11 protein-coding genes are annotated in these 19,886 nt (G+C 44.3%); 3 read left to right on the top strand and 8 right to left on the bottom strand.

Going from position 1 to position 19,886, the window contains the following annotated elements; all coding sequences use genetic code 11:
* Positions 1 to 12: 12 nt before the first annotated feature.
* The 3 genes from PGRAN_RS08460 to PGRAN_RS08450 form a co-directional block, all read right to left on the bottom strand.
* Entirely contained in the window at positions 13 to 6,087 is a 6,075-nt protein-coding gene (locus PGRAN_RS08460; protein ID WP_051998520.1) for a DNRLRE domain-containing protein, read from the bottom strand.
* A 112-nt stretch (positions 6,088 to 6,199) separates the two neighbouring features.
* On the bottom strand, positions 6,200 to 7,360 hold the full coding sequence (locus tag PGRAN_RS08455; RefSeq protein WP_036066456.1) for a hypothetical protein: 1,161 nt from the start codon (positions 7,358 to 7,360) through the stop codon (positions 6,200 to 6,202).
* 9 nt (positions 7,361 to 7,369) lie between these two features.
* Positions 7,370 to 11,083 (bottom strand): DNRLRE domain-containing protein, encoded by a 3,714-nt coding sequence (locus PGRAN_RS08450; RefSeq protein ID WP_051998519.1) that lies wholly within the window; start codon positions 11,081 to 11,083, stop codon positions 7,370 to 7,372.
* A gap of 532 nt (positions 11,084 to 11,615) precedes the next feature.
* On the opposite strand from PGRAN_RS08450, the gene PGRAN_RS08445 reads away from it, so the two are divergent.
* The 3 genes from PGRAN_RS08445 (at position 11,616) to PGRAN_RS08435 (ending at position 15,431) form a co-directional block, all read left to right on the top strand.
* The gene (locus PGRAN_RS08445; protein ID WP_036066454.1) at positions 11,616 to 13,061 is read left to right on the top strand and encodes a glycoside hydrolase family 1 protein; all 1,446 of its coding nucleotides are present in this window, start codon (positions 11,616 to 11,618) and stop codon (positions 13,059 to 13,061) included.
* A 114-nt stretch (positions 13,062 to 13,175) separates the two neighbouring features.
* Complete coding sequence (locus PGRAN_RS08440; RefSeq protein WP_036066452.1) at positions 13,176 to 14,540, top strand: PTS sugar transporter subunit IIC; 1,365 nt, start codon at positions 13,176 to 13,178, stop codon at positions 14,538 to 14,540.
* 12 nt (positions 14,541 to 14,552) lie between these two features.
* Positions 14,553 to 15,431, top strand: coding sequence for an ROK family protein (locus PGRAN_RS08435; protein ID WP_036066450.1), 879 nt, complete (start codon positions 14,553 to 14,555; stop codon positions 15,429 to 15,431).
* A 43-nt stretch (positions 15,432 to 15,474) separates the two neighbouring features.
* On the opposite strand, the gene PGRAN_RS08430 is transcribed toward PGRAN_RS08435, so the two are convergent.
* The 5 genes from PGRAN_RS08430 to PGRAN_RS08410 form a co-directional block, all read right to left on the bottom strand.
* Entirely contained in the window at positions 15,475 to 16,203 is a 729-nt protein-coding gene (locus tag PGRAN_RS08430; protein ID WP_036066449.1) for a MurR/RpiR family transcriptional regulator, read from the bottom strand.
* 101 nt (positions 16,204 to 16,304) lie between these two features.
* Positions 16,305 to 16,922: an NUDIX hydrolase gene (locus tag PGRAN_RS08425; RefSeq protein ID WP_036066501.1), complete on the bottom strand. Its 618-nt coding sequence runs from the start codon at positions 16,920 to 16,922 to the stop codon at positions 16,305 to 16,307.
* Positions 16,923 to 16,980: 58 nt separating this feature from the next.
* Complete coding sequence (locus PGRAN_RS08420) at positions 16,981 to 17,640, bottom strand: DUF1129 domain-containing protein (RefSeq protein ID WP_036066448.1); 660 nt, start codon at positions 17,638 to 17,640, stop codon at positions 16,981 to 16,983.
* A 77-nt stretch (positions 17,641 to 17,717) separates the two neighbouring features.
* Positions 17,718 to 18,815 (bottom strand): hypothetical protein, encoded by a 1,098-nt coding sequence (locus tag PGRAN_RS08415; RefSeq protein ID WP_036066447.1) that lies wholly within the window; start codon positions 18,813 to 18,815, stop codon positions 17,718 to 17,720.
* Between the two features lie 11 nt (positions 18,816 to 18,826).
* Positions 18,827 to 19,885 carry an ABC transporter permease subunit gene (locus PGRAN_RS08410; protein WP_149024023.1) on the bottom strand — a complete coding sequence of 353 codons (1,059 nt, stop codon included), beginning with the start codon at positions 19,883 to 19,885 and terminating at the stop codon, positions 18,827 to 18,829.
* Between the last annotated feature and the right edge of the window lies 1 nt (position 19,886).

Below are 19,886 nucleotides of genomic sequence, written 5' to 3'. Positions count from 1 at the left end.
TATTTCCAAGTCTCATACTTTTCCATATTTAGCAACAGCCCCTATAACTGGAATAATCCAAGCCCAGTGTCCATCCGGATCTATATATTTAACTGGATTATTATTGGCATAATTATAACCATTCATCGTCAGTGGGTCATCCTCATCCCCTGGATCTGGATCGACACTAATAAAGATGCCTTGTTCTGGTTCATAATAACGCGCCATCAAGTAGTACATGCCGATTTCTTTGTCATACGTATAGCCAGCATAGCCGAATGGGTTTTGTTTGGCTTCGTTCGTTGTTTCCGTTGCTTGTAGTACGTTACCCCATGCGTCGTAGCTGTATTCTGCTATCGTGTCGCCTGCTTCATTCGTCAGGGCAACCACATCGCCATGCGCGTTGTAGTGATAGAATACTGTTTTTGTACCAACTTTCATTGCCATTCGAACGTTACTATCAGAATAGACATATTGTCGTTGAACCGTTCCTGCACCGTCTGTTTCATACAAAACATCAATACTATCGCCATCGTAGTAATACTTCGTGGTTTGTCCGTTGACTGTTTTTTCAATACGACGGTTATCATCATCGTATTTATAGGTTGCGAATGAGGTTGTCTCTCCTTTTTTCGTGATGGCTGTTAGTTGGTCTGCGGTATCCCACGTGTAGGTGTACTTGCCATCGCTTTGACGGTTGCCATTCGTGTCATATGTCAGCTTGTCGCCATCCCATGTTGTTAGCTGGTTACCATCATTATAACTTGCATCGATGGCTTTTGTCTTGCTCGAATCGGTCACTTTTGTGCGATTACCAAAACCATCATAGGTGTAGGCTTTGACGGTACCATCTGGCAGTGTTTCTTTGGTTAGTTGGTTGATAGCGTCATATTCGTAACTTGTCTTTCCAGCTTTCTTATTATCGATGGTTGTTCGGTTACTTGCCGCATCATACGTGTAGCTTTCTTCAAATAAACTATCACCAAGCTTGTTTCCGATTTGGATTTCACGTACTTTTTGTGTCGCGTCATAGTTGAAGTTTGTTCCTACGCCATTTCCATTGATGTACTGGCTCACGTTTCCGAATTCATCATAATCTAGGAAATAGTTACGAGAACCATCATTGAATTTTGTATTTTGGTCTAAGGCGTTATAATCATAGGTTGCTTTGTAATTGTGCGCACCATGCGATACAACAACTTCATTGATTTTGTCGGTTTTCCCTTTGTTGTCTTTGCTTGGTTTGTCTTTGTATGTCCAGGAAACACTGCCTCCGCGCTCTGTTTGTCTCGTGATACGGTCGGCATCATCGTAGGCTTTATCGCGTACCATGCCAGATAGTGCGTCGGTCACTTTCGTTTCATTGCCATTCGGATCAAATTGGAAACTGAAGGCGGTTTGACCATTCCATTTCACGCCTGTTTCACGGTCTGCGGAATCATAGATGCTTTCGATGGTGTCACCGTTTGGTTTCGTGACTTTGGTTTCATTCGCATTGGCGTCGTATTCGTAGCTGATTTTGCGACCCAAGGCATCTGTGAATTGGGTGACTTTGTTGTCGCTATCATATGTGTAGCTATTTTGTTGTTCTTTACCGTCTGCGGTTACGAATTTCTCTGTAGTATTACTGTTATCGTCATACTTGTAGGCAACGGCGGTTCCATTCGCCAGTGTTGTTTTCGTCAACTGGTTATCGACGTTGTATTCAAGCTTCTTCGTGTTGCCTTTTTCATCGGTTTCGGTGAGTTTGTTGCCGTAAACATCATACGTGAAGGTGGATTTACGGTGTTCTTCGTCATAGGACGCGACCACATAATTCCCCGCGCTATCATACGTGTTCTCCGTCAACACTTCCCCGTCAATCACACGCATGTTATCAAACCATGCTTTACCTGTATGCTTCCCGCGGAATAACGTCCAGATTTTCAAGCGCGTGATTGGTTTATCCACGTTCACTGTCACCGCACTACGATTCCACTCATTCGTTCCAGTCGGGAATGGGGCGTAGAATGATTTCGTCACGCCGTCGCTCAATACGGCTTCGGCCAGGATCGCGTAATCGTTCGACAGCTTCTCGCCGCCTGCCGTATTCACCACGTTTTCCGATTTCGACATCGCTGTCACCGTCACGTTTTTCGCCGTCGTTTGGTTCAGCACGATTTCTTGCCCGTACTTGCTGTCCACGTCCGTCACCGCTGTCCGCACAATGCGCGCCGAAGAACTGTCCGCGAAGCCTTCCGTGTCGTCAATCGCCAGCTTATCCGCGCCCGCCGTCGAACCTCTCCACCAGCCCGTCGCCATCAATTCCGTGCCATTTTCAAAACTACTGTTCAACACTGGGTTAAAGTTCGCCGATACCTCGCCTTTTTCGAGTTGTACATTATCAAACCACGCCGTTCCTGTCCCACCAGTATCCTTATTTTGCTCCACTTCTAGGAAAATGTAGGCTTTCGCGGTCGTTTTCGTGGTCTTAATCGTCAACTGGCGTTTTGTCCACGGACGGTTCGCTTTGATATCGCTGTAACGGTTATTCTGCCACGCTTCGCCATCCGTCACACGTTTGCCCGTCGCATCGTGCAGTTCCACGTTAAAGAACACATTCGTATCCTTCATGTCGCTCGTTTTGATCAGCGCGCTCAGCGTATACGTGGCGTCTGGCTCCAGTTCCACGATCTGCTTCCCAGCCGTAAACCCGCGTCCCGTCGATTTCCCTGTAATCTTCAAGGAAGCCGCTCCACTAACGCCGCCCGGTGCCGATATTGTTTTGTCGATCGCTACCGTTCCCGTTGCCGTTTGGTACACTTGCGAGAACCATTCCGTCGCGACTAAATCCTTCTCAAAACTTGGATTCGCTAAAATATTCGTCGCTGTGCTTAGTTCCGAGGTTCCTTTAATCACGTTTCCATACTTATCATACTGCGAAACCGTCGAGGTCGCGCCGCCTGATTGGTTCGTTTCCGACACCGCGTCCGCATCATCGTAGGCTACCGTCGTTGTTTTATTCTCGGTATCCGTCATCGATGTCACGTCATTATTCTCGTTATACGTATAATTCTCCGTCCCATAAGGATCAGTCACCGACGTCACATTCCCGTCCGCGTCATACGTATACGTCTCTTCTTGCCCTTTCGGACTCACTTCTTTGATCAGGTTATTCGCCTCATAGCTCGTCGTCGTGCTCAGCTTCAAGCCATCCGCGTCTACAACCACTTTCTCGGGATTTCCCGCCTGATTGTAGGTATAAACCGTCTTCTTGCCTTTCGCGTTCACCAGCGTCGCCTCACGCTTCTCAGGCGCATAGCTCAGCGTCGTCGCTTTCCCAACCGGATCCGTCACCTTCACCAGCTTCTTATCCGCATACTCATACGCCGTCTTGTATGGCTTCTCTTCCGTGTGCTTCGGATCATAAATCGCCGTCAACAAGCCATCCGTGTAGCCATAACGATACGCCTTCCCTCGCGGTGTAGTCGATGCCGTCAATTGTTTTGCTGCATCATACGTAAACGTCACGTCGCGATTCTCCGGCCCCGTCACTTTCGAAATCTGCGCACCGTTATAGGTCACGCTCACCTTCCGACCAGACGCATCCGTGATCCCCGTCAATTTCCCACTCGCGTAGGTATACGTCAACACATTCCCATTCGGATCCTTCTCCGTCAAAAGTTGTCCCGCCGCATTAAACGCCACTTCCGATTTATCCTGCTCCACCAGCAAAAAGCCCGTCGCAGTCTTCGTCAACGTACTATAAACACCAGCAGGCGCCTCATACGTCGTCCCCGTTTTCATAAACAATTGTGTTTTATTATCGGATTCGTACAACAGCACATCGCCATTTGCCTGTTCTGCAACACGCGTTTCCAACGTACTCGTCCAGCCTTTCCCAAACAATCCTACTTGGTCATTTTGGCTGTTAAACGTTCGGCTAATATTGATACTCGGTCCGCGTCCTTCCAGCTCAAAATCCGTCTCGCTGAACAAGAAATTCCCGTTCGTCGCATTGACTTCGCCGCCAATCACCGGAATTGATGTCCAATAATCCACCATTCCCTGCTGCGAACCAACAAGCGGAATCATCGGTTTGTAAATCCCAGAAATGGCGCTCGTTTCCTGTTTTCCTGTCTTCGTATACGCCTTCACCCGGAAAGCATAGGTTTTCAAATGACCTAACGTCCCACCAGAATTGGTATACACAGGCGAAGGATCTTGCGCTAACTCCGCGCCTTTTCCGTCTGTGTGTAATCCCCAACCACCGGCCGCAATCTCTGCATTCGTTGGCCAAAGTCCTTTATTCTGCGTCGTCCACGTCGTCTTATTCCCAACATCAAATTCGACATCCTTTTTCCCGTCGAACATCGTCACGATATACCCTTCCGCATTCGCGACAGGCGCCCAATTCACTTGCACATAACCGGTATTCGTCCCCGCCAAATTGGCATACGCTTTCCCAGTCGGTGCTGCTGGCGTCTCTATCGGCATGTACACATCCGTAATATCCGACGTCGGGCTATCTCCACCTGGGAACGTCGCCACAATCCGCACAATATATTTCAGCTGATTGCGCAACCCAAACGTACTGCCATACTGGAAACCATTTTCATACAATTCCCGCGGATCATTCGCAAATTCCACACCCTTGCCGTCCGTATGGAAATCAAATTCGCCTTCATCCAACTCCGCTTGCGTCGGGAACATTTTCTTGCCCTTCGACGTCCACGAAGTCACGTTGCCAACTGGAAACTGCTGATAGTTATACCCGTTCGAAATCACGACTTTGTATCCCGTCGCGCCCGGCACCGCATTCCACGCCAAATCCATGTATCCCGTGCCAGTTCCCGGTCCATTCGATGTCGTTTTCACCGTCGCTTTTGCCGGTTTCGCATACGTATACGTCACTTCCAAATACGGCACATTCGTCCCCGTTTCCGTCGCCGTGAACTTTTTCCAAAAACCTTGCGTGTTCGTCGTGTGCATCATGAAACCGTAGTTCACCCGCGTGCCCTGCGCCCATGCCTGCACCGTATCTTTCACGTTAAAACTTGCCCACTGATCACGTCCAACATTCGTCTCCGCAATATTCGTCGCGCTCGGTTTCGTATTCCACGTAATCGCGTCAGGCGTCCAAGCCCCTTTCACCTCATCCAATTTCACCAAGTTCGGCGTCGATGGATAGTAATGCCACGTCGCGTACGCCTTAAACGTCGCCGACTCAATCGAAGCCTTCGCGAGCGACGACACATCCGGCTTGATATACGCGTAATTTATCCCCGTCGTGCCATCATATTGACCAACCGACATCGTATACTCGCCCTGACCAGCGTCCCACAGCTTGCTTCCCGAATAGTTCGTCGTCGGGTAAGCGCTCGCAATATGCGCATCCGTCACCTTTTTCAACTGCACACTCGGATCGATGTAAACTGGATACACCCGATCTTCCGCCTTCAACCAGTCCGCATCCGCCACGACTTGCAACGAATAAACCGTACTCGTCAACGCCTCCAGCTTGAATTCCACCGCATCCGAACTCACCGCGATGCCCGATTTCTCATCGATTTTCGAATCCGACATCACCGGCTTCGGCAATTCAAAAACCACCGCGCCCTTGCGATTCGTAAAGCTGATCGAGCCATCTTCCAATTGCTCCACTTTCAATTTCGTGTCCAATCGGAAATTATAAATATTGAATCCGTTATATTCATTAACCACGATGTCTTCCTTCACAGACGTGTTAAAATGCAAATTCCGCAAATCCGTGTTCGGTAACACCTCTTTAAATCGCGCTTCATTGCCGTCGACGCTCGCTTCCACGTCCGTCACAGCTGTTTTTTCCTTCTTGCCTTCTGCCGATTCAAAACCAAACGTAATCGCTTCGTTTCCCTCGCCAAACGTGCTATATTTTCCTTTTTCCATCTTCGGTAGGAATTGCGCTTGAATCTCCGTGCGTTCTGCCTCAATGACATCCTCATCCGTCGTCACTAAGTCATTGGAAACCCGCTCCCACTCGCCATCTTCCTTCACATTAATCGGTTCCGTAAAAATCTGTTTTGTAAAAGAACCGTATTTGAGTCTACAAAAAACACCTATAGAATGCACTTTTTTTGAAGTGTCCATTCTATAGGTACCATTGTAAAGCGCTCTCCTTCTTTTATCTCTACCTTATTAACAAAATCTATTCTCTATAATCATTGTTATAAACTAAATAGAAAACAGGGTAGTATTCGGGCTACTGAACTATTTCAGTTTCCCAATTCAATGAATCCTCATTGAATTCAATTATGGTATTAAAATTTGTCGTCTCTCCGACAGAAGTTGTAAAGCTAAGAGTTGAAAATGGCCCTACAGAGGAAAAATAAAAATTATCATCAAACTTTCGTTGTATTGTATCACTAAATCTTATTTCCCCATGTTTGTTAATCTCATAAGACATCGTACCAGAAATAATATGGCCCTCCCCATCATACGCAGAACGATTATCCGTCTCCTGCATATTTATTACAGATATTCTCCTTGAACTTGTATTGTATAAATACATTCCAACAGGCGCAGCATGGATGGTATACTTGAAAAAAGCTACACTATTGTTATCCACAGGTTTAAGGTGCCCTAAAAACTGTTCTTTCAAATCGTATACCAATATTTCCTTTGTATTAAAGTCATATGTTTTAATCAGTGCAGTATCTTCAAAGTCGCGATTATCTATATACCAAAGTTTATCTTTGGTTACTGTTAGCTCGTTATTTGGGTAGTTAATCGTCTTCACTGTATCTATTGTGTGGTACTTACCTCTTACAATATTATATGACTTAATTTCCCCTGAATAATTTCCTACAGTCATAGTGTCTTTATCCTCACCAGTTCCTGTATCCATTTGTAATTTAGTCGTATCTGATTCTATCCAATAAATAGTATCTTCATTGAAAAGAAATGCGTCAAAATAGTTCTTTTCACTACTCTCTATAGTTGCTAATATCTTTTTTTGCGTAATGTCGTATACTGTCATGGTATTTAAATAATCATTGGTATTTTGATCTAACCATACCAGGTATTTCTCGTTCCCTGCTAGCGAAATGATTTGACCATCTTCCCCATGTTTGGTAGTATATATAGAATTTTTCAATCTACTACTTTTATCGATGGCAAATACATCTCTTGAGGGCGACTCTTCACTTATACTAATTAATGAGTAGAGCTCAGTCGGATTGTTCACAATACTAAAAAAGGAGCCTTTTTCTTTCAAACTATACTTCACAAAATCATTAACCTTTTGTATCTCAATCGCTCCCTCTTGCTTGGCGGCTCTCTCACTTTTAGTGTTCGATATATATATCCAGCTAATCGACACTGCGAAAAATATCACTAAAAATAGTATTACTAATTTTTTCATTGCTTCTCCTTAGTAAACAAAAACGGGATTGGAACTACTTAAATTTTTCTGATACATCGCTTTTGTTAATGTATTATTTTGCCCTGTACCCGTTCCAATGTTTTCCCAACTAACCATGTAACGATTGCGATCAGTATTATATATTCGTGCTTGGTATTGACTCCCATATTTTTGTACAGCACCCACAGTTAGATAGTGACCATATCGTCCATCAGTTTCTTTTGGATACGTACTCAAATAAAGCTGATGTACTAGAACCATCGGTGCGTTACTTTTCTTGGCTAAAACTCCATCTAAACGAGTTCGAATTTTATTGGCAGCACCCGATCCAAATTCTTTGATTGTAGCTGTAACGTATGGTGTACTTGTAAATTTAAAGAATTTTTTATTCATGTTCATTTGTTTTGCCATTTGGGCAGATGTAGTTTGTCCAATTTTCTTGTTATACCCCATAAGTTGCCCAAAATTATCTTGTCCTTTAGTAGTATTGTAACTGTACCTTATTTTTGATGCATGAAAGCTTAGTGCTTGTGTTAGATTAGCAGGACCACACCAGTGGTTATGCTTTTGTTTAACGTGTTGAATTCCTGAAATACTTGCCCTTACAACAGGTGCTCCATCAGGAAATAATTCATCACGTTCATCCAAGTAAGCCTCTAGCTCAGCATCTTTAGCATCTGAAATTTGCTTATCATACTCTGCATATTTTTCAATAACTGACTCCATAGAAGCTGATTCATCTAATCCGTTATTTTCAATAGGGCCTTCCTCTACTAACGAGAATGGACTAATTTTTTGATTTTCTTCCATCTTAGCAGCGTTCATGTCCTGTTCTCTTTGTTGCTCGATATCAGGATCAATTAATTCAGAGTAATTTTCCTCTGTTTCTATTTTCATTTTCTTTTCTTCTACGTATTGTGTCAAATATGCACATACATATACATAGTCTTCTCTTTGTGCTAAGTATGCATCTGCATCACTTTCTAATTGCTTGAGTACAAATTGCATGTATTCTTCCGTTCCAACTTCAGCTTGTACTCCTTGTTGCTTCAAATGAACCAGTATAAATTCTTCTATTTCATCCATGCTCGAGTACTCTGACAATACCTGCTCTTCTGGAATTATCGGTCTAAACACATCCGATATTTGACTATCTGCTCGAGACCCATTCGCTGTATAAGCTTGTACTCGGAACCAATAATTTTTACGTTCCCCATAAGCCCCATTGGAATTTTTATAGACTTGCGATGGATCTTGAGCTAATTCTACTCCCGTTCCATCTGTTCGTATATCCCAACTACCATTTTCAACTGCTTGTTGTGTAGGCCAAATACCTACACCTTTCGTTGTCCAAGAAAGAGCCTCTCCTGCATCAAAATAAACATTCTTCTTTCCGTCAAAAATAGTAACCTTATATCCGTCTGCACCCTCTACTTCATCCCAAGTTAAGGTAACATAACCACTATTTGTGCCTTTAGAATTAGCATATGCTTCCCCAGTCGGTGGAACAGGGGTCGCAAGTGGCATATACGAATTAGTAATGTCAGATGTTGGACCATCTCCCCATGGATAAACTGCTAATATACGTACGATGTATTTTTCTTGGTCTCGTAGTCCAAACGTACTTCCTGCTTGATAACCATTCTCATACAGTGCTCGAGGATCATTTGCAAACTCTTCACCTGTACCATCTTTATGAAACTTATACAGACCATTATCTATCTCTTCTTGTGTTGGGAATATTTTCTTTCCCTTAGTGGACCAATTTGTCACATTTCCAGTATTGAAGTATTCATAATTATAACCATTTCCAATGACAATTTTATAATCAACTGCGCCTGGTACCGTTTGCCAAGAAATATCCATGTATCCCGTTTCGGTTCCAGCACCACTTGAATAAGATTGGATAGTTGACTTCTCTGGCTTTGCTGGTGTAGCTTCTGGTGGCATGTACGCATCCGTTATATCCGATGTTGGACCATCTCCGCCCGGGTAAATAGCTAAAATACGCACTATATATTTAGTTTGGTTGCGAAGTCCGAATGTACTCCCTGCTTTAAAACCATTCTCATACAGTGCACGTGGATCATTCGCAAATTCTGTTCCTTTACCATCCTTGTGGAATGTGTACAGACCCTTGTCGATTTCCGCTTTCGTCGGGAAAATCCCTTTGCCTTTTGTCGTCCAAGATGTCACATTGCCTACCGCAAACTGCTCGTAGTTATAACCGTTTCCGATAATGACTTTGTAGCCTGTCGCTCCTGGTACCTTATCCCATGTTAGGTTCATAGCGCCAGTACCTGTCCCAACACCGTTTGATACCGTCTTAATCATTGCTTTTTCTGGTTTATCATATGTGTACGTGACTTCCAAATAAGGAACATTCGTACCGGTTTCCGTCGCCGTGAACTTTTTCCAATGATCTTGTTGGTTAACTGTATGCATCATGAAGCCTTTGTTTGGACGGGCACCAGTTGTCCATGCGCGGACAGAACTTGTCACATCAAAGCTCGCCCATTGATTTCGGCCAATATCGACCGAACCGACATTAAAAGTGGTTGGCCGATTATTCCAGGTCACACCTGTTGTTGTCCAATCACCTGTGACTTCTTCTAATTTCACTGGATTTTTGGCTGTCGATGAATGATGCCAAACAGCGTACGCTTTAAACATTGCGGACTCGATCGTTGCATTCGCCAAAGAGCTTGTCTCAGGTTTGATATACGCGTAGTTGAATCCTGTTGTATCGTCATAACGTCCGACTTTTAACACGTATTGATTTAAAGCTGCATCCCACAGTTTGCTTCCTGAATAATTAGTTGTTGGCGTGACACTAGAAATCCCAGCATCCACTACTTTTTTCAATTGTACGCTTGGATCAATGTATATAGGATACACGCGATCCGTATCTTTTAACCAAGCTTCATCTGCAGTCAATATGATTTCATAGGTGGTGTCATTCATTTTCTTTAACTCAAAGTCCACATTATCTGACTCTGTCGCATTCCCTGTATCTGGATGAATCTTGGAATCTGTCATGACTGGTTTTGGCAATGTATAACGCACATTGCCTGTTGTATCTTCAAACACAATGGAACCATCTGCTATTTTTTTAACAGCTAGTAACGTGTTTACTTGGAACGTATACATATTATAGCCTGTATATTCATGTAATACAATGTCCTCCTTGACGGATGTGTTAAACGTTAAGTTGCGCAAATCTATTTTGGGAAAAACATTGCTATATCGTATTTCATTTGCTTCTGTTTTCGCTATTGCTTTTTGCACAGCCATAGTGCCATTTTCCCCTGACGCTGACACAAGCGAGAATGTTACCGCTTGATTTCCTTCGCCGAACACACTATATTTCCCTTGTTCCATCGTTGGTAAAAAGGCTGCTTGAATTTCCGTTCTTTCTGGTTCAATAATTTTAGTCGTTTTAGTCACATCATTAGAGATAGGCTCCCATTCGCCATCTTCCTTCACGTGAATCGGTTCCATGTAGATTTCTTTGGTAAATGACCCGTCTTGATTATCGTACACAATCTCATTTTCTGTTCGTTCTTCTACAACTTCTACCGGCTTCGCTTCCGCCGTCGTTTTCAGTGTTGGTGCCATATCTCCCTTTATTTCCTCCGCGCGTGGTCCAAATGCCGGTAATGTTGAAATCACCAACGCAAATGCTAACCACACTAATAGTCCCTTTTTTAGCCACGTCTTCATGTAAAAACTCCTCTGCTTCTTTGTATTTTTTATACTATTTTTCTTTAGTGAACATTTTCACCAAACTCTAAAGTAACATATTTATCCTTGGAACTCAATGCCATTTTTTCACTTTTTTCTAATAAATTATTTTTTTCATGCTTTTCTAACTATAAATCTATTCAATCCTGCTATACCAAACTTCCATCAAGCCAAAATGGCATCACCACCTTTCTTAATCTCTTAATTCATTATAAGAATGTATGTTCTTATTGTAAATACTAAAAGTCTCCCAAGTTGAGATTGACACTTTCGATATTAATGCAAATTTTAGCACAAAAAATAGTCGAAAAACCATTTTAGTCCCAAACGCTTGATTTTCAATCCTGAACGCTAGTAGTGAAACACCCTGTTTCATTCCTGAAACATATTCCAACCCGCTGAAACTTCAACCCAATTCACCAATTCATATTTACATTTCAACCGAAACCGTTTACATTTAGATCATATAGACGGCGCGTCAAACGTCTTCTAATTTATTCGGAGGTGCATTATGCAACATAAAACGTTAAAACCTTTCCCAAAAGATTTCCTTTGGGGCTCGGCGTCCGCGGCTTACCAAGTCGAAGGTGCTTGGGACACAGAAGGCAAAGGCCCATCGGTTTGGGATGAATTTGTCCGCATTCCCGGCAAAACTTTTAAAGGAACAAATGGTGATGTGGCGGTCGATCACTACCACCGCTTCAAGGAAGATGTCGCACTCATGGCGGAACAAGGCCTGAAAGCTTACCGATTTTCCATCGCGTGGAGTCGTATTTTCCCGAAAGGTCACGGCGAAGCGAACGAAGCTGGTCTCGCGTTTTACGATGCTTTAGTCGATGAGCTCGTAGCAAACAACATCACGCCGGTCATCACGCTTTACCATTGGGATATCCCGCAAGCCATTCAAGACGAATACGGCGGCTGGGAATCGCGTCGCATTATCCAAGATTTCACCGACTACGCCGAGGTTTGCTTCAAGCGCTACGGCGACCGCGTCAAATACTGGGTGACACTGAACGAACAGAACGTTTTCATCTCACACGGCTACAAATTGGCGCTACACCCGCCCGGCCTTACCGACGACAAACGGATGTTCCAAGCAAATCATATCGCCAACCTTTCCAACGCATCGGCTATCGCTAAATTCCGCGAACTAGGAATGGACGGCAAGATCGGTCCAAGTTTTGCATACGGACCTAATTACGCGATCGACGGCAAGCCTGAGAACGCGCTAGCGGCCGATAACAGCGAGGAATTCAACGCGCACCTCTGGATGGACGTCTACACGTGGGGCGAATATCCAATCGCGGTTTGGAATTGGCTCGAAGAAAACGGTTTTGCACCAGAAGTGGAACCAGGCGACACCGAACTTCTCAAAAAAGGAAAACCAGATTTCATGGGCGTCAATTACTACCGCACGATGACGAACGCGGCGAACCCGCTTGATGGCGTCGGCGTTGGTAAAATGAACACCACTGGTGAAAAAGGCTCCACACAAGAAAGCGGACTTCCTGGCGTTTACCGTCATGTGAACAATCCATATCTTGAAAAAACCAACTGGGATTGGGATATCGATCCGACCGGTCTACGCGTTGGCCTTCGCCGTATCGCAAGTCGCTACCGTTTGCCGATACTTATTACGGAGAACGGGCTCGGCGAATATGATACATTAAAAGAAGGAAACGAAATCCATGATGAGTACCGCATCGACTACATTCGCGCCCATTCCCTTGCGATTCAAGAAGCAATTACCGATGGCGTGGAAATGCTCGGCTACTGCACATGGTCGTTTACAGACCTACTCAGCTGGCTCAACGGCTATCAAAAACGTTACGGTTTCGTGTATGTCGACCGCGATGAAAACGATGAAAAAGAGCTAGCACGCTATAAAAAAGATAGTTTCTATTGGTATAAAAAGACGATTGAGCAAAATGGGGCAAATTTAATTAAAGAGTAAGAGTTAGGGAGTCAAGTTTGCAAAACGTATCCCAAATGCGTTTTGCAAACTTGGTTTATCGCAATTAAAAAGAAAGCGTTAACAAACGCTTTTTCAAAAATGGAGGTTCATTTTATGAGTTTAATGACAAAATTCGAACACGGTATGGAGAAAGCACTTGTACCAGTTGCCAACAAATTGAATTCACAACGGCACATTGCGGCCATTCGTGATGCATTTATTCTAGTTTTTCCTTTAATCATGGCAGGGTCGATTATCCTTTTAATCAACTTCGCAGTGCTTAGTCCAGACGGTTTCATCGCTAAAATCTTATTTTTAGGTAAGATATTCCCGAATCTCGCAGAAGCTCAGGCTATTTTCGCGCCGGTCTTGCAAGGTTCCACCAATATTATGGCCATTCTTATCACATTTTTAGTAGCGCGAAATCTCGCTATCTTTTTCCAGCAAGATGATCTTTTATGTGGTTTGACAGCAATCGGCTCGTTTTTCATCATTTACACGCCGTATCTTGTTGTCGATAACCAAGCTTACATGACTACAAAATTCTTAGGAGCTCAAGGGCTTTTCGTAGCGCTCATCGTCGGTATTATTACTGGGGAAGTGTTCAGCCGTCTCGCACGCGCACCGAAACTGACCATCAAAATGCCAGCCCAAGTGCCACCCGCGGTTTCTCGTTCGTTTAAAGTTTTGATTCCAGTTATTCTCGTGATGATCTTGTTCTCTGTTTTGAACTATTTGATTACGTTAATCGCTCCAGAAGGCTTGCATGACCTTGTTTATACAGTTATTCAATCACCGCTAAAAGATATGGGTACGAATATTTATTCCGTCCTAATACTTGGCTTTATTTCCAACTTACTATGGGTTCTTGGGATTCACGGTCCAAATACGATTGCTGCAATCCGCGATACCATTTTCACAGAGCCTAACTTGGCAAACTTAAACTATGTCGCACAGCACGGTTCCGCGTGGGGCGCGCCTTACCCAACAACGTGGGCAGGTCTAAATGACGCTTTTGCGAACTATGGTGGTTCTGGAATGACGCTCGGTCTTCTGATCGCGATTTTCTTCGCTTCCAAACGTGCCGATCACCGCGATATCGCGAAACTATCGATCGCGCCTGGGCTTTTCAACATTAACGAACCCGTTATTTTCGGTCTTCCAATCGTGCTGAATCCGATCATGGTTATTCCGTTCATCTTTGTACCAGCCATCAACACGTTAATCGGTTACTTCTTCATTCACTTCAAAATTATTCCACCGGTTGCGTATCAAGTGCCTTGGACAACACCAGGCCCGCTGATTCCGTTCCTTGGTACCGGCGGAAATTGGCTAGCACTACTCGTCGGATTGCTATGCTTGGCCGTCGCTACCATCTGTTACCTACCATTCGTGCTCGTTTCGAATAAAGTAGCAGCGAGCGATGCCCAAATGGATGCGAACGCAACCGAGTCCGCAACAGCTACAGGCGAAAAATAGGAGTTGAAAAATATGAAAAACCTTGCAGCATTTGATATCGGCGGAACAACCTTAAAGATGGGCATTGTTTCGAGTGAAGGCGATATTCTCCAACACGAAAAATTAACAATCCCTGATTTTGATGGCGAACTGATATTAGCAGGGATTTCCGATTACACGAAAAAACACGATGTAGCGGGCGTTGCAATCAGCGCGCCCGGCTACATCAATCCAAAAACTGGCTTTATCACGATGGGTGGCGCGATTCGAGCTTTCGATAACTTCCCCATCCGCGAATACTTAGAAAAGAAAACCGGACTTCCCGTCACCGTCGAAAACGACGCCAATTGCGTTGCTTTATGCGAAAAATGGCTAGGCGGCGCGCAAGACTTGGATAATTTTCTCTGTATGACAATCGGAACTGGCATCGGCGGCGGCATTTTCATTGATGGCAAACTGTACAATGGCTCGCGATTCCGCGCTGGCGAATTCGGCTACCTCTTCAGTGACCGTCCCGGCAGTTACGAACCCGGCACGTACACTTTGAATCAGACCACCAGCTTACTTGTTTTGCGTCGCCAATACGCGGCACATACAGGCAAAGACCTACACGGAATCACCGGTGAAGAAATTTTCGCAGCTTACGATAATCACGACCCGATTGCGGAAAAACTAATCCACGACTTCTACACAGGCCTTTGCACCGGCTTATACAACCTGATTTACTGCTTCGATCCGAGCCACATCTTCATCGGTGGCGGCATCACAGATCGGCCAACATTCCTTGCCGAACTCAAACACCACATGGCCTTCTTCGGCCTTCGCGACACCGAACTCGGACTCGTCTCACACAAAAACCAAGCCGGCTTACTCGGCGCGGCGTATCATCATTTACTCCTAACAAAAATCTAAAAATAAGGCGGAGAACTCCAAACTAGGAATTTTCCGCCTTATTTTATATTTGATGCCTATTATACGTTTTCTTCGCCATCGCCTCAAGCAAAAATAAAACCGGAATCTGCGTCGTAATATTCGTCTCATGAATCATTTCCTGCGTCACAAAATAAGGAATATTAATATCCGAAAGCCCTGCGAGCGTATTTTTGCTAGAATTCGTAATGCTGATAATCTTGCTTCCGTACTGCTTCATGTTCTGCGCCTGCAAAATAACCTGCGGCGTCTCCCCAGAAACCGACAAAATGACCATCACCGCATTATCAAACTGCTGCGCCGCGTTCGGATAAAACGGGTCCTTAATATAAAACGTCCGCTTCTGCAAATTCGAGAAAAAGCGCGACCCATACTCCGCCAAAATACCCGATGTCCCGATTCCTACAAATACGACAAGTTGCGCGTCATCAATAATATCTACAGCCTTATCCAAACTCACATCATAATCCCGACGCAACGTCCGCTCGAAAAACTCCTCCAAAACTTCAATCGTATCCGCCGTCTTCTTCTTGCCCTTCTCCTTGGATGCCTGCTTCAACTGTACCTTAAACTCCGAAAAGCCATCGTACCCAAGTTTCCTCGTAAAACGAACAATCGATGCCGCCGAGACATGCGTTTCATCCGCCAACTCGCGAACCCGCATGTACATCACTTTTTCAGAATTATCCATTATGTATCTGTACAAATGCAACTCTGTTTCAGTAAACTTACTGACTATCTCATAAGGAAACATTCACTACTCACCCTTTCAACTAAAGGTTTCACGACTTCATTATGTCATATTCCAAAATGAAAAGCTAGCCGTTATTTCCCGGGAAATATTTTTCGCATCCTCTATAATATTCCCCGCAACTCCATCGCGCTTACTAATTTCCCGTAATAATTATTCTCCTCCAGCGTAAACTGGCGCATGCCAAGCACCTCATTCACGATCTCAATCCCTGCGTCGCACAACTTAAAGCCCTCCACACGAAGCCCGTCCGATTCCCCTTTAAAGAAAGCCCGAAATGCCTGCAGATCAGCCGTCACCATTCCGCCAACCTCTTCTTCCTGCAACCTGAAATCCGCTAAATTTCCCGCAAACCTATACAAAAACACATGGCAAAACTCGCGATCCACAAACCCCGGTGAAACATAACTCGTATCAATCACGCCGAGCGAAACCAGCTCATTCGCCGCCACCTCAACACCAAGCTCCTCCTTCACCTCACGAATCCCATCCAGCACCGTCTCATCCTCCGTCAAATGCCCCGCTGCCGTAATATCATACAGCCCCGCAAAGTCCCGCTTCTGCTCACTCCGATACTGAATAAAAATCCGCGTCAAGTCCTCCGACACAAACCAACAATGAAACGTCTCATGCCACAAGCCCTTATGATGCACATCATCCCGACTCGCCGTCCCAATCTGCTGATGCTCCAAATTAAAAATCTTCAATTTTTCTACCATCATAATCATCCTTTCTATTAAAAGATGCTGCTCCTATTAAGAAACAGCATCACATTATCATTTATAAATTCGGGATATTTTTCTTTTTCTTCAAGTAGAAACGTAATGCCAACAGCGCTGCACCAACAATCACCGTCGGATAAGGTTCTAACGCAACATTCCATTTCGCCGGAACTACCACCTGCACCACCGTCATAATCGTCATCCACACAACAATAACAACCATCGCGATCAAGAGATACTTCCACGTTCCACCTTTTTCACCTTGACGCATGGCACCAGCGTATTTACGCAACACCATCATCGCACCACCACCGACAAGAAACGTCACGAATAGCACGGCAAGACCGAGCGTTTGCCCTTGGAAAATCGCGCTCACACCACTGATCAGCATCATCGCACCAAGTACGAGCAAGCCGCCATCCAGTGCAATCCACCATTTCCCTGCAACTTCACCAGTCGGCGCCGCTTTCACCGTCAAAGCTTTCACATATTCTGTAGGCGTCACGTCAAATAATTTCCGCGCCGTCACACCTTGTTTCTGATTCTCAAGCACTTTCTCCGTCATTTCATAGATCAAATTTGCCTGTTGCTCCTCACCATATTGCCCAGCCTCACGAAGATGCTTCTCCACTTCCTGAACATATTGCAAGTTACGCTTCGTCAAATTCGCCTTCATCTCGCCAATCTCAGGCTTTACTGTTTCTGCTTCTGTTGTCACCGATAAAATCCTCCCTCAAACATACTACCTCTATTATAACCCAATATAGTTCCCAGTAGAAATATAATTATAAAAAATTACAACCGCTTCCCATAAACAAGCCGAATCGCAAACATAATAAAGCTAATCCCACTCAAACAAAAAACAATTAAAAACAGCACCAATCCAGCGATTCCAGTTAACTTCACAAAATCCTGAATCATATTAGCCACAAACATCCCCGTAAAAACACTAAAAATCCCCATTCCCCATGCGCGCATTCTCTGAAAAACAAACAATCTCCCATTCGTCTCAAGCGATTCCCGTTCCGCCGCAAACCAAGCCACCAACACAAAAGTGAGTAGCAATCCCCCTTGTAAAAGCAACGGTCCATACGCAGGTCTAATAAAACCCAACGGCTCAAAAATCCGGAAATAATCGCACCAATACGCCAATTCCCCCGTCTCTCCCTTATTCAAAAACGCACTCAAATGCCCCACAAAAGACAAAATCATGTTCGGCAACAACAATAAACCCGCCGTAATCATAATCCCACCAAGCGGCGATCCAATCAAATAGCCCACAACGATCGGCAACAAAAACAGGAGCAAGTAGGCAAGCCAAGTTCCAATCACATCCATCACCAATTTTTGCGCATCGAAATCAATAAATTCAGCCGGAACCTGCGATGAAAAATACCAAAATCCTAGTCCCAGACTCACAAAATAGCTCACCGTAATCACAGCTATCCCAAGTAGCACCTTAACACCTAAAATCGCTTTTTTCGAATACGGTAATACCGCCGTAAAATGGTTCCCACGCGTGTATCGTTCCAAAATAATCGCGCACATCCCAAAAACCACCGACAAAACAAGTGTCAACGTAAACGGCACACTCACTGTAAAGCTAAAGAAAAAATATGTATACAGGTCGATTTTATCCGTCAACTTGGTCTCATACGCCAAATAACGAACCGTAAGATCGTCCTTAATCTCCTGTTTCGTCATCGCAAAATCCGGATCGAGTTCCTGCTCCAACCGAAACGCTTCCGATTTGTAATGATCCTGACTCTTATTCCAAGCCCCCGCCTCATTCACCAAGCCCACAAAAAAAGCTAACAAAAACACGAGAAAAACAAGCGGAATAACCCACCTAATTCCCCGCCATTCCTTGTACCAAAGCCCCTTTTCCCACATACAGATCCCTCCTACCTTCGTACCCATGTATTCCGATAAAGCACCATATAGCAAATAAACAAACAACCGAGAAACGAGCCCAAACTAATGACCAGAAAACTAAGCAACGAAGGCATTTCATCCATGTTTCCATTTATCCAAAAACTAGTGATCAAAATCATGCTCGCAAATGAAATAAATAGCGCGCTCGGAATCCGCAAATACGAAAACATCAGTACTTTTCCATTTTTTTCAATCGAATTGCGCTTGTAGAAAAAGACCGCTCCCCAGCCTAAAAGTAACAACACCAACATCTGAAAAATAAAAGGCCCATACTGAAATTCGCTATTTCCAAATATTACAAAAATATTGGCATAAGACGTCCAATTGGTTAGTGTCGATGAATCTAGTTTTGGATCAAGTAATTGCACCAGTACCATCCAGATAGTATAAATATACCGTGGCATCATCGTAACAATAACAACCGCAATGATTGTTGCCATCAACTCACCCATGATCGTCCCCAAAAATAACGCCAGCACAAACAACAGTAAGAAAGTTCCCAAATTCCCAATCAAGCCTAAGTAAACTTTTTTCATATCTAAATCAATGTATTCGCTTGGAATAACGCTGAAAAGGTGTTGCAAACCTAGCCATAAACTGACACTGTATGTCACAACAATCGACAGACCTCCAACCAAAATCTTCACAATAATCATGCTACTACGCTTAAATGGTGCCGCCAAAGAAAAATGATCTTTCCGCGTATATCGTTCCCAACTAACCATCGCCAAACCTAAGATAACAACCAATATGCTAAGGCCAATATAAAATTGCCCCATCGTATAAGTAGGTTGATAACTGTCCCCAGGAAAGCCCGCTGCAAAATGATCCAGCGTCAAGCTCAATTTAACATCTTTGGGCGACATTTTAGCATCGTCCGGAGATTGCTGCTGTTCCTTCGCAAAACCATCCGATTGATAGTAATCATACTGCTCCTGCCAGGTATCCGCATCCAAATATAGCCCACCCGTTTGTGCATATAGAAATAAAAGCATCAAGCAACAACGATCCATCTCACGCCATGCCACT

The organism is Listeria grandensis FSL F6-0971, from assembly GCF_000525835.1.
In the GTDB taxonomy this organism is placed as follows: domain Bacteria; phylum Bacillota; class Bacilli; order Lactobacillales; family Listeriaceae; genus Listeria_A; species Listeria_A grandensis.
Note: the sequence above shows the minus strand (reverse complement) of the source record. Positions and strands in the feature narration are given on the sequence as shown.